15 protein-coding genes are annotated in these 13,966 nt (G+C 75.8%); 7 read left to right on the top strand and 8 right to left on the bottom strand.

What is annotated here, in order from left to right; translation table 11 throughout:
* The first annotated feature begins 32 nt into the window (after window positions 1-32).
* The 5 genes from O2W16_RS16180 to O2W16_RS16200 all read left to right on the top strand — a co-directional run bounded on the left by O2W16_RS16180 (window position 33) and on the right by O2W16_RS16200 (window position 3,953).
* Window positions 33-467: a MarR family winged helix-turn-helix transcriptional regulator gene (locus tag O2W16_RS16180; RefSeq protein WP_269159842.1), complete on the top strand. Its 435-nt coding sequence runs from the start codon at window positions 33-35 to the stop codon at window positions 465-467.
* Complete coding sequence (locus O2W16_RS16185) at window positions 464-1,843, top strand: MFS transporter (protein WP_269159843.1); 1,380 nt, start codon at window positions 464-466, stop codon at window positions 1,841-1,843. The genes O2W16_RS16180 and O2W16_RS16185 overlap by 4 nt, the downstream gene beginning before the upstream one ends.
* Before the next feature lie 360 nt (window positions 1,844-2,203).
* Window positions 2,204-2,494 (top strand): hypothetical protein, encoded by a 291-nt coding sequence (locus O2W16_RS16190; protein WP_269159844.1) that lies wholly within the window; start codon window positions 2,204-2,206, stop codon window positions 2,492-2,494.
* Window positions 2,491-3,072: an RNA 2',3'-cyclic phosphodiesterase gene (gene thpR / locus O2W16_RS16195; protein WP_269160058.1), complete on the top strand. Its 582-nt coding sequence runs from the start codon at window positions 2,491-2,493 to the stop codon at window positions 3,070-3,072. The genes O2W16_RS16190 and thpR overlap by 4 nt, the downstream gene beginning before the upstream one ends.
* 56 nt (window positions 3,073-3,128) lie before the next feature.
* The gene (locus O2W16_RS16200; RefSeq protein ID WP_269159845.1) at window positions 3,129-3,953 is read left to right on the top strand and encodes a thioesterase family protein; all 825 of its coding nucleotides are present in this window, start codon (window positions 3,129-3,131) and stop codon (window positions 3,951-3,953) included.
* A gap of 1 nt (window position 3,954) precedes the next feature.
* Here O2W16_RS16200 and O2W16_RS16205 read toward each other — a convergent pair whose 3' ends face one another.
* The 8 genes from O2W16_RS16205 to O2W16_RS16240 all read right to left on the bottom strand — a co-directional run bounded on the left by O2W16_RS16205 (window position 3,955) and on the right by O2W16_RS16240 (window position 12,823).
* Window positions 3,955-6,642, bottom strand: coding sequence for an FtsX-like permease family protein (locus O2W16_RS16205; protein WP_269159846.1), 2,688 nt, complete (start codon window positions 6,640-6,642; stop codon window positions 3,955-3,957).
* Complete coding sequence (locus tag O2W16_RS16210) at window positions 6,639-7,325, bottom strand: ABC transporter ATP-binding protein (RefSeq protein ID WP_269159847.1); 687 nt, start codon at window positions 7,323-7,325, stop codon at window positions 6,639-6,641. The genes O2W16_RS16205 and O2W16_RS16210 overlap by 4 nt, the downstream gene beginning before the upstream one ends.
* The gene (locus tag O2W16_RS16215; RefSeq protein WP_269159848.1) at window positions 7,322-8,053 is read right to left on the bottom strand and encodes an ABC transporter ATP-binding protein; all 732 of its coding nucleotides are present in this window, start codon (window positions 8,051-8,053) and stop codon (window positions 7,322-7,324) included. Before O2W16_RS16215 ends, O2W16_RS16210 begins: the two co-directional genes overlap by 4 nt.
* Before the next feature lie 12 nt (window positions 8,054-8,065).
* Entirely contained in the window at window positions 8,066-8,635 is a 570-nt protein-coding gene (locus O2W16_RS16220; RefSeq protein WP_269159849.1) for a TetR/AcrR family transcriptional regulator, read from the bottom strand.
* 74 nt (window positions 8,636-8,709) lie between these two features.
* Window positions 8,710-9,477 (bottom strand): ABC transporter permease, encoded by a 768-nt coding sequence (locus O2W16_RS16225; protein WP_269159850.1) that lies wholly within the window; start codon window positions 9,475-9,477, stop codon window positions 8,710-8,712.
* Window positions 9,474-10,193: an ABC transporter ATP-binding protein gene (locus tag O2W16_RS16230; protein WP_269159851.1), complete on the bottom strand. Its 720-nt coding sequence runs from the start codon at window positions 10,191-10,193 to the stop codon at window positions 9,474-9,476. The genes O2W16_RS16225 and O2W16_RS16230 overlap by 4 nt, the downstream gene beginning before the upstream one ends.
* Before the next feature lie 88 nt (window positions 10,194-10,281).
* A complete protein-coding gene (locus O2W16_RS16235; protein WP_269159852.1) occupies window positions 10,282-11,535 on the bottom strand; it encodes a sensor domain-containing diguanylate cyclase in 1,254 nt (417 codons plus the stop codon).
* A gap of 322 nt (window positions 11,536-11,857) precedes the next feature.
* Complete coding sequence (locus tag O2W16_RS16240; protein WP_269159853.1) at window positions 11,858-12,823, bottom strand: NAD(P)/FAD-dependent oxidoreductase; 966 nt, start codon at window positions 12,821-12,823, stop codon at window positions 11,858-11,860.
* A gap of 65 nt (window positions 12,824-12,888) precedes the next feature.
* On the opposite strand from O2W16_RS16240, the gene O2W16_RS16245 reads away from it, so the two are divergent.
* Window positions 12,889-13,698 carry a TrmH family RNA methyltransferase gene (locus O2W16_RS16245; RefSeq protein ID WP_269159854.1) on the top strand — a complete coding sequence of 270 codons (810 nt, stop codon included), beginning with the start codon at window positions 12,889-12,891 and terminating at the stop codon, window positions 13,696-13,698.
* A gap of 53 nt (window positions 13,699-13,751) precedes the next feature.
* Window positions 13,752-13,961 (top strand): hypothetical protein, encoded by a 210-nt coding sequence (locus tag O2W16_RS16250; protein WP_269159855.1) that lies wholly within the window; start codon window positions 13,752-13,754, stop codon window positions 13,959-13,961.
* Window positions 13,962-13,966 lie beyond the last annotated feature (5 nt).

Consider the following 13,966-nt stretch of genomic DNA (forward strand, 5'->3'; position numbering starts at 1 on the left):
GCAGGCTTTCTACTCCGGTTAAGGTGGCAGACGTGGCTCGGACGACGCTGGACACCGCGGCGCTCGCCCACGACCTGCGGCTGGCGGTCATGCGGTTCTCCCGGCGGCTGCGCAACCAGCGGGTGGACACCTCGGTGACGCTGACCCACCTCGCCGCCCTGTCGACCCTCAAGCGGCACGGCGCGATGAGCCCGGGTGAGCTCGCGGCGCACGAGCGGGTGCAGCCCCCGTCGATGACCCGGGTGGTCGTCGCGCTGGAGTCCCGGGGCCTGGTCACCCGCACCCCGCACCCCACCGACGGCCGGCAGGTCGTCATCGACCTGACCGCGGCGGCCGAGGAGCTCCTGAGCGAGGAGGTCCGGGCCCGCGAGGCGTGGCTGGCCGGTCGGCTCCAGGAGCTGTCGGCCGAGGACCGCGCGGTGCTGCGCGAGGCCGCGGTGATCATGGAGAAGCTCGCCAGTGGGTGACCTCGACGGCTCCTGACCCCAAGACCCGCGCCGGGATGTTCCGGGCGTTGCGTGTCCGGAACTTCCGGCTCTACGTCTCGGCGAACCTGGTCAGCCAGACCGGCACCTGGATGCAGCGCATCGGCCAGGACTGGCTGGTGCTTCAGCTGTCCGGGGACAGCGGTGTCGCGCTGGGCATCACCACCGCCCTGCAGTTCGGGCCGACGCTCTTCTTCAGCTTCTACGGCGGGGTGCTGGCGGACCGGTACGACAAGCGCCGGGTGCTGATGCTGACCCAGGCCGTGATGGGCGTGCTCGCCCTGGGGCTGGGCCTGCTGGTCGCCACCGACTCGATCGTGCTGTGGCACGTCTACCTGCTGGCCCTGGGGCTGGGCGTGGTCTCCTCGCTGGACGTCCCGGTGCGCCAGTCGTTCGTCTCGGAGATGGTCGGCTCGGACCTGCTGGCCAACGCGGTCAGCCTCAACTCCACGGTCTTCAACGGTGCCCGGCTCGTGGGGCCCGCGGTGGCCGGTGCGCTGATCGCGGTGTCGGGCGGGGACACCGCGCCGGCGTTCCTGGTCAACGCCGCCACGTTCGCCTGCACCATCGCCTCGCTGGCCGCGATGCGGGTCGGGGAGCTGAGCCGCAGCACCCCGGTCGCCCGCTCGCGCGGGCAGCTGCGGGAGACGCTGGTCTACACCCGGCAGCACCCGGACCTGCAGCTGGCGATGCTGCTCGCCTTCGTCGTGGGCACCTTCGGGTTCAACTCCCAGATCACCATCGCGCTGATGGCCCGCGAGGTCTTCGACCTGGGCGCCGGTGCGTTCGGGCTGCTCTCCACCACCTTCGCCGTCGGCTCCCTGTCCGGGGCGCTGCTGTCGACGCGGCGCAGCACCCGGCCGCTGCAGCGGTTCCTCATCGTCTCCGCGATCGCCTTCGGGCTGCTGTTGATCGCGAGTGGGCTGATGGGCGACTACTACGCCTTCGCCGTCGTCCTCATCCCGACGGGCGCCGCGGCGCTGGTCTTCAGCGTGGCCTGCAACAGCTTCGTGCAGCTGGGGGTGGAGCCGCGGATGCGCGGCCGGGTGCTGGCGCTGTACTTCATGTGCTTCATGGGAGGGACGCCGGTCGGTGCGCCGCTGATCGGCTGGATCTCCGAGCGCTTCGGTGCGCCCTGGGGCTTCATCGGCGGCGGCCTGGTCGTCGTGGTGGTGGCGGTCGCGGCCGGTGCGGTGCTCTCCCGGGGCCGTCAGGTGCGGCTGGAGCTGCACGTCCGCCCGCCGAGCATGCAGCTGCACGTCGCGGCCGCCACGACGCCGACCCGCGCCGCCGCGCTGGCCGCACTGGCCGATGAACAGGTGCCCGGGGAGCCCGTCACCTGCGATCAGGCGCGCTGATCTCGTCACACTGCGGTGATGAGCGATCAGCGCTCAGTATGCGACGCGGTTGCGCTCAGCGTTCGCATTGTCACAGCGGGATGTGCGACGTACCGTCGGCTCGTGCCCGAGGGAGGGTCTGTCTCCGCGGAAGTAGGGGCGTCGTTGCTGCAGCTGGGTGGCACCGTCGCCCTCTTGGTCGTGGGCGTGGCCCTGCTCGTCCTACTGCTCCGCTGGGCCACGGGTCAGCTGCAGGCCGACCTCGCGGCTCGACGCCGTGCCCGGACCGTCACCGAGTCCGTCGATCGCCCGGCGGCCCCCCTCCCGCCTGCGCTCCCGCCCCGTCGTCGCCCCACCGGTTCCCACCCTGCAGGTCGCCGCGTGCCGCGTGCCGCGGTGGCGACCGGGTCGGTCGAGCGGCCGCGTCGGCCGCTGGAACGGGTCGCCGCCGACCTGCGCCGGCTCGCCCGGGAACTCGCCATGGTCCCGGGGGGCATGCCGATGGAGCGGCGCCGTGGCCTGCTGGCCGCCTACGACGACCTGCTCGTGGAGGCCGCCGTGCTGCTCGAGGTGCCCCAGCAGCTGACCGCCGTGCCCCCGGAGGTCCGTGAGCTCGAGCGGATCCGGCTCCTCGGGGCACTGGAGGCCGCCGGGCTGGTGGTGACCGGCTGACCGAGTCGGCACCCCGGGCCTCCTCGGCCGGCCGGCTCTTCCTCGCCGTCGACCCGCCCGTTGCTGCCACGGCTGATCTGGACCGGGCGCTCCAGCCACTGCGGTCCGCCCCCGGCGCGCCCCGCTGGACGCCGACCTCCCGGTGGCACCTGACCCTGGTGTTCCTCGGCGAGGTGCCGGCCCCGCTGCTGGCGCCGCTGCGCGCGGCGGTCACCCCCGCGGTCGCCGGCACGCCGCCGCTGTCCCTGCAGCTGGCCGGTGCCGGCCGGTTCGGGTCGCGCCGTCGCCCTGCGGTGTGCTGGGCCGGGCTGGCCGGCGACGTGCCGGAGCTGACCGCGCTCGCCGGCCGGCTGGCCGCCGCCGTTCGCGGCGTCGGCCTGACCGTCGAGGACCGGCCGTTCCGGGCGCACCTGACGGTGGGGCGGTGGCGACCCGGGCAGCCGGCCGACGGCGACCTGCCCGAACGGCTCGCCGGGTACCGGGGGCCGGTCTGGCCGGTGACCGAGGTGGTGCTGTGGCGCAGCCACCTCGGGCCCGAGCCGCGCTACGAGCGGGTGGCCGCCTGGCCCGTCGGCTGAGCCGACGGGGGACGGACCTCCCGCTCGCCGGTGGCGGGCCTGGCACGCTGTCCGTCGTGCCGCAGACCGATCCCCGCTCCGCCTTCGACACCGCGACCGCCGTCGCCCGGACCGAGGGGGGCGGACTGACCACCGAGCTGGACCCGGGCTGGGACGTCGGTGGCGGCATCCTGAACGGCGGGTACCTGCTCGCCGTCGCCGCGCGGGCCGCCGTGCTCGAGTCGCCGCACCCCCACCCCGTCGCCCTGTCGGCCAGCTACCTGCACGCCGCCGCGGCCGGACCGGCGACGCTGACCGTCACCCCGGGACCGGCCGGGCGGACGCTGGCCCACTCGGCGGTGGTGCTGGCCGACGCCGCCGGGCCCGCGGTGACCGTCCAGGCGACGACGGCGACGCTCACGGCCGACGCCGCGACCTTCTCCTCACCGATGCCGACCGCGACCCCCGTGCAGGACTGCGTCTCCATCGCCGAGAACGCGCACCTGGCCCCGTCGTCGGTGTCGGTGCCGGGGCTCACCCAGCGGGTCGACGTCCGGCTGGACCCGCTGACCGCCGGCTGGGCGCTGGGGCAGCCGGCCGAGGAGCCGATGATGCGGGCCTGGCTGCGCTTCGCCGACGGCCGCGAGCCGGACGCGCTGGCGCTGGTCACCTTCGCCGACGCGCTGCCGCCGACCTCCTGGGCGATCGGGGTGTTCGGCTGGGCGCCGACGGTGCAGCTGCAGGTGCTCATCCGCGCGCTGCCGGCGCCGGGCTGGTGCCTGGTCGAGGCGCGGGCGAACGAGATCGCCGGCGGCTGGCTGGACGAGGACTACCGGATCTGGGACTCCACCGGCCGGCTGGTCGCGCAGAGCCGCCAGCTCGCCCGCGCGCCGCGCAGCTGACTCAGGCGTCCTCGCGGAGCACGCTCGCCGGGTCGGCCCGGTCGGCCGCCCGCTGGGCGTACAGCGCCGCCAGGCCGGCGACGACGACGGTGGCCACCGCCGTCCCGGCGATCGCCGACCAGGGGACGTCCAGCAGCGGCGTGGGCGGACGCACCCGGTCGACGTCCAGCCGCCGGTACACCAGCGCCACGGCCCCGGCCGCCAGCAGCGCACCGAGCAGCAACCCGGCGACCGCCACCCCCACCAGCTCGACGACCAGCGAACGCAGGTGCGCACCCCGGGAGAGCCCCAGTCGGCGGGCCATCACGTAGCCGGAGACGCGGCTGCGCGACCGGGCCTCCAGGTACAGCAGCAGCCCGCCGACGGCGATCACCCCGACGAAGACGGCGAGCGCGGAGAGGTAGCCGAAGGTCCAGGTGATGCCCAGGAAGTTGGCGCTCTCCTGCACCCCGCCGGGGGTCGGCACCCGGATGTTCTGCCCGCCGGCGTCGGTCAGGGCGTCGATCCCGGCACCGAGGTCGCCCTTCGTCCAGAGCTCGGCGGCCGGCGCGGCGCCGGCGTTGCGGGTGATCTCCGGCAGCCGGTCGGCCGCCACGAGCACGACCGGGTCGCCGCTGCGGCGACCGGGCAGCACCCGCGCGGTGGCGGTCACCTCGGCCGGCACCGCCGTGCTGCCCAGCCGGAGGTCGGGGTCGCCGGCCGGCAGCCCGGCGGCGACCACCGGCAGTCGCCCGTCGACCTCCGGGCCGGTCAGCGCGGCCAGCAGCTCGGCGAGCGGGCGGTCGGCGAAGGAGTCGTCCCAGAAGGCGGTGTCGGCGAAGTCGTCGGGGTCGACGGCCAGCACCTGGACGTCCGTTCGACCGTCGTCGCCGGCCACGGCGCTGCCGTCGTAGCGGACGACGTGGGTGCCCGCCGCCTCGAGCGCCGGCGTCACCTCGAACCGGGTGACCGTGGCGGCCGCCGCGGCCGCGCCGATCTGCACCCCGACCTTGGCGTCCAGGGTGGTCTGCGAGCTGGCGGTCAGCGTCGCCGTGTACCCCAGCACGGCGACCGGGAGGGTGACCGCGACCAGCAGGGTGGCGGTGGCCAGCCGGGCCGCGGTGAGCCGGTTGACGGCCAGGAAGACGGCGGGGGAGCGACGGCCGGCCCAGCGGCGCAGCCGGGGCAGCAGCGCGGTGACCCACCGGCCGAGCAGGACGGACGTGCCGGCGATCGCCAGCAGCGGGAAGGCGACCAGCAGCCCGTTGACCTGGGCCACGTAGGCCACGCTGACCACCGCGTCGCGCGACTGGAGCAGCAGCCAGCACCAGCCGGCGCCGAGCAGCAGGGCCAGCTCCCACGGCACCCGGGCCGGCCAGCGCGGGGCGGCCCCGAGCGGTCGCTCCGCGGTGCCGCGGGCCCGCAGCCCGGCCACGGCCGAGGCCGCGCCCAGGCCGACCGCGAAGGCGGCGACCCCGGCCCAGGCGGCGGTGGTGGTGGCCGAGGGGTCGAGGTCGTCGGAGGGGCCGAGGCCGGCGATCAGCACCCGGGACGCCGCCCAGCCCAGGGCCGCCCCGGCCAGTGCGGGCAGCCCCAGCTCCAGCGCAGCCTTGCCGGCCAGCGGCACCGGGCCGACCCCGCGGGCGGCGAGCAGCCGCACCTCGGTGGCCCGTCGGTCGGCCCAGAAGCTGCCGGCGGAGGCGACCAGCACCAGGGCGAGCAGCGCCCCGGCCACCGCGACCGGGACGACGGGGCCGCGCAGCCCGGACTCGATCAGCCCGGCACGCTCCAGCACGTCGGGCAGCCGGTCGTTGGGCACAGCGACCGCGCGGACACCCGGCTCGAACTGCGGCGCCAGGCCACTGGCTGCGACGATCCGTTCCTGGGTCTCCCGCTGATCGCGTACGTCGCTGACCGACAGCGAGGAGGCGTCCACCGGCACCTGCTGCAGCCGGACGGCCCCGCCGGCCGCGGCAGTGGCGAGCCGGTAGAAGGTGCTCTCGTCGGTGACCAGCAGCATCGCCGGCGGGGCCCGGTTCGCGGAGGCCTCGTTGGAGAACAGCAGCCGGTAGTCGCACCAGTAGGGGTCGTCGGGGTTGGCGACGGCCAGGTCCTGGTAGATCCCGGCGACCGGTGCCTGCTGGGTGCCGAAGGCGAGCTGGTCCCCGACGGAGAGGTCGTCCTGCTCGGCGACGCTCACCGGCACCCAGACCCCTGGCCCGTCGCCGGCCTCGACCACCTCGACGTTGTCCAGCGCGGTCGGGCGGTGGAACAGGGTGACCGGCTGCGCCAGCGCAGCGCCGTCCGGGCCGCGGGCGAGGGCGCCGTCGGAGGCCGGGGAGGACGAGCCGATCCAGGCCGTGGCCAGCACCGGTTCGGCCGGCAGTCCGGCGTCCGCCCAGGCCTGCAGCAGCGACTCGTCGAGCTGCGGCCGGGTGCTGCCGTCGCCGCCGTCCTGCGGCTGCCCCTGCTGGTCGACGAGAGCCGAGTTGACACCGGTCTGCGGGCGGGCCACCTCGTCGCAGCGCTGGGAGAGCTGCTGCTGCAGCGCCGCCGAGCGGGCCGAGGAGAGGAACAGTGGCGCCGAGGCGACCGCGCAGGCGAGGATCGCCGAGGTCACCAGCACGGCGATGACAGCGGCCGGCTGGCGCAGACCGAGCCACGGGGCGCGGGTCCACGGCGCCAGCCGCCACAGCGGTGGCCGGCTCACGAGGGGGCGCCTTCGGTGACCACGCCGTCGCGCATGGACAGCACCCGGTCGGCGCGGGCCCAGGCGATCTCGTCGTGGGTGGCGATGAGCACCGCCGACCCCTCGCGGGCGGCGTCGGTGACGGCGTCGAGCAGCCGGTCGGCGTGCCCGCGGTCCTGGTGCGCGGTGGGCTCGTCGGCCAGCAGCACCGCCGGGCGCAGCAGCAGCGCGCGGGCGACGGCGACCCGCTGCTGCTCCCCGAGGGAGGCCTGGTGCGGGTAGCGGTCGGCGAGGTGGTCGACCCCGAAGGCGGTCAGCAGCGACCGGGCGCGGGCCTCCTCGGCGGCGAGGGTGCCGCTCAGCCGGGCGGGCAGCAGGACGTTGTCGGCCAGGCTGAGGTCGGCGACCAGCCCGAGTGCCTGGGGCACCAGCGCCAGGTCCCGCCAGCCGAAGCCCTCGGGACGGCGGCCGGCGAGCGGGCCGAGGTACGCGAGCTCGCCCTCGTCGGCGGTCTCCCAGCCGCACAGCAGGGCGAGCAGGGTGCTCTTCCCGGACCCGGACGGGCCGACCAGGGCGACGAACTCCCCGGAGCCGACCGCCAGGTCGACCCCGGCCAGCGCCGAGACGGTCTCCGCGCCACGCCGGAAGCGCTTGACCAGCCCCGTGCCGGTGAGCCCTCCGGCCGGCTGCAGCCGCGCGTTCACGAGGCGACCAGCCGGCCGTGGTCCAGCCGGACGAAGCCGTCGGCGATCGCCATCACCCGCGGGTCGTGGGAGGAGATGACGAACCCGACCCCGGCCGCGGCGAGGTCCTCCATCGCCACGAGCACCCGCTCGGCGGCCGCGGTGTCCAGCTCGGCCGTGGGCTCGTCGGCGACGACCAGCGCCGGCTCCCCGACGACGCCGCAGGCCACCGCCAGGCGCTGCTGCTCCCCGCCGGAGAGCTGTGCGGGGTGGTGGTCGGCGCGCTCACGCAGCCCCAGCCGGTCGAGCAGGGCGAGCGCCGCGGCTGCGGTGACCGGGGCGCCCCGCAGCGACGCGGCCAGCCGGACCTGGGCGACGGCGTCCAGGTAGGGCAGCAGGTTCTCCCCGGGGCGCTGGAAGAGGTAGGCGACCTGCCGCTGCCGCAGCGCCCGGCGGGCCCGGGCGCCCAGCCGGTCGACCCGCTGGCCGGCGACGAGCACCTCCCCGGCGTCGGGGGAGTCGATGCAGGCCAGCAGCCGCAGCAGCGAGGACTTGCCCGAACCCGAGGGACCGACGACCACGGTCACCTGCGCACGGGGGATGTCCACGGTGACGTCGTCCAGCGCGGTCACCGACTCCGTCGCCGTCCGGTAGGTCTTGCGGACCCGCCGGCAGACGGCGGCCGGCGGCGCGTCCGGCGCGGTGGACAGCCGGTCCGCGGCGGAGGAGGAGCCGTCGTCGCTGGTCATCGAGGCGAGAGCCTAGGTGGTGGGTGCAACCACCCCGGGGAGGTCGACGTCGCCGGTCAGGTACCGCTGGATGGTGGGCCCGACGGCGGCCACCAGCTCCTCCGCCGACGCCGATGCCAGCGGCTCCACCCGCAGCACGTAGCGGGCCATCACCACCCCGATCAGCTGGGAGGCGACCAGGGAGCCCCGCGCCTCGCCCTCGGCGCGCGGCAGTCCGAGCGTGCCGACCACCCGGCCCAGCACCTGGGAGACCAGGAACTCCCGGAGCAGCCGCGCGGTCCACTCGTTGGTCACGGCCGACCGGACCAGGGCGAGCCCCGCCGCCCGGCCGGGGCCGTCCCACACCTGCAGCAGCAGCCGGACGACGCGGGCGCCGAGGTCCGCCGGCCCGCCGGCGAGCAGCTCGGGCAGCAGCTCCTCGGGGTCGGCCGGGGCCTCGATGGCGGCGAGGAAGAGCTTGTCCTTGCTGCCGAAGTAGTGGTGCACCAGCGCCGGGTCGACCCCCGCCGCGGTGGCGATCAGCCGGATCGAGGCGCCGTCGAACCCGCGCTCGGCGAAGGCCTCCCTGGCTGCGGCGAGCACCGCCTCCCGGGTGTCGGGGTTGCCGGGACGACGTCCGGTCGGGCGGGTGCGCCGTGGCCGTGCTGCCGGGTCGCTCAGCTGGTCCTCCTCCGCAGGGTGGCCGCCGCGAGCCCCAGGGCCAGCAGCGTCGCGCCGGCCACCACGCCGACGTCGACCCACATGGTGCCCGTCGCCTCCGGTGAGGCGCCCACCTCCTGGAGGGCCGCCACGGCGTAGCTCAGCGGCAGGACGTCGCTGACCGCCTGCAGCCAGCCGGCCAGCTGGTCCCGCGGCACCAGCAGCCCGCAGAGGAAGAACTGGGGGAGGACGACCACCGGCATGAGCTGTACGGCCTGGAACTCGCTGCGGGCGAACGCGCTGGCCAGCAGCCCGAGCGCCACGCCGAGCGCGGCGTCGACGACGGCGATGAGCACGACCAGGGACAGCGGCCCGGTGACGTCCAGGTCGTAGACGGTGGTCGCGATCGTCACGGTGACCACCGCCTGTGCGGCGGCGGCCAGGCCGAAGGCGAGGCCGTAGCCGAGCAGCAGGTCCAGCCTGGACAGCGGGGTGGTGAGCAGCCGCTCCAACGTGCCCGAGGTGCGCTCCCGCAGCATCGCGATGCTCGTCACCAGGAACATGACCACGAACGGGAAGACCCCGAGCATGGTCAGCCCGACCCGGTCGAAGGTGTCCGGCTGCCCGGGTGCGGTGGGCACGTCGGCCCACAGCAGGTACAGCAGCCCGAGCAGTGCGCTGGGCAGCACGAGCAGCATCGCCACCGTCCGGTGGTCGTGCCGCAGCTGGCGGAGCACCCGGCCGGCGGTGGCCGAGGTCAGCCGGGGGGAGATCATGGTGGTCATGCCGTCGCCTCCTCGGTGGCGCGGACCAGGGAGAGGAAGGCCTGCTCCAGGTCGTCGGTGCCGGTCCGGGCGCGCAGCTCGGTCGGGGTGGAGTCGCTGAGCAGCCGCCCGTCCCGCAGCAGGAGCAGGCGGTCGCAGCGCCCGGCCTCGTCCATCACGTGGCTGGAGACCACCAACGTCGTGCCGGCCGCGGCGAGGGCGTGGAACCGGGTCCACAGCTCGACCCGCAGCACCGGGTCCAGCCCGACCGTCGGTTCGTCGAGCACCAGCAGGTCCGGCTCGCCGACCAGGGCGCAGGCGAGCGACGCCCGGCCTCGCTGGCCGCCGGAGAGGTCCCCGACCAGCTGGCCGGCCGCCTCGGCCAGCCCGACGTCGGCGATCGCGGCATCGGCGGCCACCGCCCCCCGGCCGTACAGCGCAGCGAAGTGGCGGGCGTTCTCCCGCACGGTGAGGTCGGCGTAGACGCTGGGCGCCTGGGTGACGTACCCGACCCGGGAGCGCAGCGCGGGCGAGCCGGCGGGGTGGCCGAGCACGGTCACGGTGCCCGACCGGACCCGCTGGGCCCCGACCAGGGCGCGCAGCAGCGTGCTCTTGCCGCTGCCGCTGGGCCCGAGCAGGCCGGTGACCTGCCCGGACGGGACCGAGCACCCCACCTCGTGCAGGACCGGTCGGGCACCGCGGTGCACGACGAGGTCGGTGACGGTGACGGCGTCCACGATCGCCTCCGAAAACTCAACGGCTGATGAACTCAACGCTAGATGAGTTGTCCGGTCGCGGCAAGACCGGGCTGGGTGTCCCGGGGGATCAGGTGTGGCCGAGCTCGGTGAGCAGGCGGCGCCTGCGGTCGTGCTGGTCGGTCGAGAGGTCGTACAGCTCGACGCCGCTCCGACGCGCCTTGGCCACGTACATGGCGACGTCGGCCTGGCGGAGCAGGGCGCCGATCTCCGTCGGGACGTCGCCGGAGACGGCCACGCCGATGCTGGCACCGACGTCCAGCGCGAGCTCGTCGACCGGGAACGGGGTGCCGAGGGCGTCGCAGAGCCGGCGCGCCGCGCTGCAGGCGTCCTGCGCCGTCGCCCGTGGCAATAGCACGGCGAACTCGTCGCCACCGAGCCGGGCGATCAGGTCGACGTCCCTCAGCAGGGGCTGCAGCCGCGGTCCGACCTGGGCGAGCAGGCGGTCGCCGTAGCTGTGCCCGAGGGTGTCGTTGACCTCCTTGAACCGGTCGAGGTCCAGCAGCAGCACCGCGAGCGGGGTCAGGGCGGCCAGCAGCTCGGCCCCTCGGGCGAGCAGCGCCGCCCGGTTCGGCAGGCCGGTCAGCCCGTCGTGCGTCGCCTGGAACGCCAGCCGGCGCTGTAGTTCCAGCCGCTCGGTCACGTCCCGAGCGGTCACCAGCAGCCCGCCGATGACGGGGTCGTCGCGCCGGTCCGAGGAGCTGACCTCCAGGTGCCGCCAGCCGCCGTCCCGGTGCCGGGCCTGGACGAGGAAGACCTGGGACGGGGCGTCGGCATTGGTGATCGGCGCACCGTCGGCGGTGAAGAGGTCGGCGTCCTCCAGGTGCAGCAGCTCGTGCACCTGTCGGCCCAGCAGCTCCTCGCGCGACCAGCCCAGCACGTCGGAGACCGAGTCGGAGACGAAGGAGACGGATCCGCTCGGGGTGAGCAGCGCCAGGACGTCGTTGGTGGCCTGCACCACGGAGCGGAAGCGGCGCTCCCGGTCCAGGGCCGCCAGCAGGGCGTTGAAGGCCGCAGCGGTGGTGCCCAGGTCGTCCGTCGAGCCCACCGGGACGGCCAGCGCGGCGGCCGGCAGGGTCGAGGCCTGGGCAGTGCCCACCGGGTTGCCGACCGCGTCGGCGACGTCGGCGATCCGGTCGGCCAGCAACCGCAGCCGGCTGCCGATGACCCGCCGGGCCAGCAGCCAGTTGGCCGCGCCGAGCACCAGCCCGGCGGCGAGGCAGGCGGCGCGGAAGGTCGGGTCGGCGGCGTACCGGGCGGGCACGCCCAGCAGCTCGGCGAACAGCGGGAAGACGGCGCCCACGGCGATCCCCAGGAGGGCCATCCCGGCAGCGAGGCGGCCGAACGCCGACCACCGGGCAGGGGTGCCCCCCCGACCTGTCGTCCGCTGCGGCGCCATGCCACCAGGTCGGCAGCGGAGCACGGCGGCTGCACCCCGGGAAGGTGGGCCTCCCTCGGGTGGGGGAGAGCCGAGCTCAGGCACCGGCGTCCAGCGTGGTGATCAGGAGCAGCGGCACGATCGACCACGATGCCAGCACCCGCAAGGCCTGCTGGCGGCGATACGGGTGTGCGGCACCTCCTCCCGCACCGACGAGGGCGGCTGCAGGACCGCCCCCGCACGCACTCGGACAGGTCGGCGGGGCCGGTCAGCCCGTCGCGTCGGCCAGGGCGCTGCCCAGGGCGTCCCCGGAACGCCAGGCGCTCTCCACCCTCGACGGGGCGGACCACCCGTCGCCGCACAGAGCGACACCGTCGACCAGGGCGAACGGCGCCTCCCGCGGGGCGGTCGGCTTCGCGAACGTCCAGCGGTGGACGTGCGTCCACTCCGGCTCGCCCGACAGGCCGAGCAGGGCGCGCAGGGCGGCGAGGACCACGGGGGTGGCCCGGTCGGGCTCGGCCAGGTGCGCGGCGGCGAAGGCGGGCGTCGTGTGTGCGACGAGCACCGGAGCGCCGTCCCCGCGCCGATCGCCGTCGTCGGCGACCCAGTCCAGGACGGGGGAGTCGTGCACGAAGACGCCGTGCAGGTCGGCCGGCCAGCTCCGCTCGGGGAAGCCGACGGCGACGGCGAGCGTGGGCTGCCACTCGGCGTCCTGCAGGTTCCCGGCGATCCCCGCCCCCGGGTCCAGCAGCCGGGCCGCCTGCGGATCGGGCATCGCGAGCACGACGGCGGCGGCCGGGTCGCCGTCCACCGTCGGGCTCCCGTCGGCGCCGACCCGGGTGACCGCCCGTTCCAGCTGCACGTCCAGGCCCTCGGCGAGGTCGACGACCAGGCCGCGGAGACCGCCGGCGGTGCCGTAGCGCAGTGGGCCGGACGTCGTCCGCTCGATGCCGTCCGGCCCGGCGACCGCGAACGTGTCGGTCCACGGCCGGGCCAGGCCGCGGTCCACCCACCCGGCGACGACCCGCGCGAACCCGTCGTCCTCGCCCACGGTGAAGTAGGAGGCGCCCAGGTCGACGGCGCGGCCGTGCAGGGTGCGGCCGCCCATCCGACCACCGAGCCGGCGACCCCGGTCCAGGACCTGCACCGGCAGCCCCCGGTCGGCCAGGGCCCGGGCGCAGGCGATGCCGGCGATGCCGCCGCCGACGACGGTCGTGGTCTCCGTGTTGGTCACCCGGTCGATCCTGGTGGCCCCCACCGGATCGTGCGCGCCGGGGACCGCCGGGGATGATCGTCGGCGTGCCCGTCCTCCCTGTGCTGATCACCGACCCGGCCGACGAGCGGGTGGCCGACTTCCGCGACCTCTTTGCCGGCGACCGCAAGCCCGGGACCGAACGCGGCACCGGGCCGGTGATCGTGGAGGGGGTGCCGGCGGTCCAGCGGCTGCTCGCCTCGGACTACCCGGTGCGCAGCGTCTTCGGCATCCCCGGCCGGGTGGCCGACCTGCAGCTCCCCGACGACGTGCCCGCCTACGAGGCCGACCGGTGGGTGCTCTCCGACGTCATCGGCTTCCGGCTGACCCGCGGGGTGCTCGCCTCCGCCGACCGGCTCCCCCCGGCGGACCTGGACGACCTGCTGACCGGCCCCGACCCCGCCGCACCCCGCCGGCTGGCGGTGCTGGAGGGGCTGAACGACCACGAGAACATCGGCTCGATCGCCCGGTCGGCGATGGCCCTCGGGGTCGACGGCCTGCTGCTGGACCCCACCTGCGCCGACCCGCTCTACCGGCGGTGCGTGCGGGTGTCGATGGGGCACGTGCTGTCGTTGCCGATCGCGGTCCTGGGCGACTGGCCCACCGACCTGGACCGGCTGCACGCCGCCGGCTACCTCACGGTGGCGTTGACCCCGGCACCCGACGCCGTCGACCTGGGCGACGTCGATCTCGCCGCCCACCCGCGCACCGCCGTCCTGCTCGGCGCCGAGGGCCCGGGGCTCACCCCCGCGGTCAAGACGGCTGCCCGGGTGCGCGCCCGGATCCCGATGCGCAGCGGAGTGGACTCCCTCGGTGTGGCCGCCGCCGCAGCGGTTGCCTTCGCCACCCTGCGCTGAGCTCTCGCGGCGAGGGGCTCGCGCTGCGCCGTTCCGACCCCTACCGTTCCGCCATGACGTTCTGGATCGTGACCGGGGCCCTGCTGGTGGCGCTGCTCGCCGCGATGGCCCTGATGGACCACCGGGCGAAGGCCCGCCGGGCCCGGCTGTCCGGCGACGTGGGAGCCGGTCTGCGCCGCGCCGCCGTGCACGGCAACGTCGACGCCTACCGGGGCGCGGACGGGCAGGGGCAGCGCTCCGGTTTCGGCTCGACCGGCATGTGATCCGT

This window comes from Modestobacter sp. VKM Ac-2984, from assembly GCF_026967985.1.
Classification (GTDB): domain Bacteria; phylum Actinomycetota; class Actinomycetes; order Mycobacteriales; family Geodermatophilaceae; genus Modestobacter.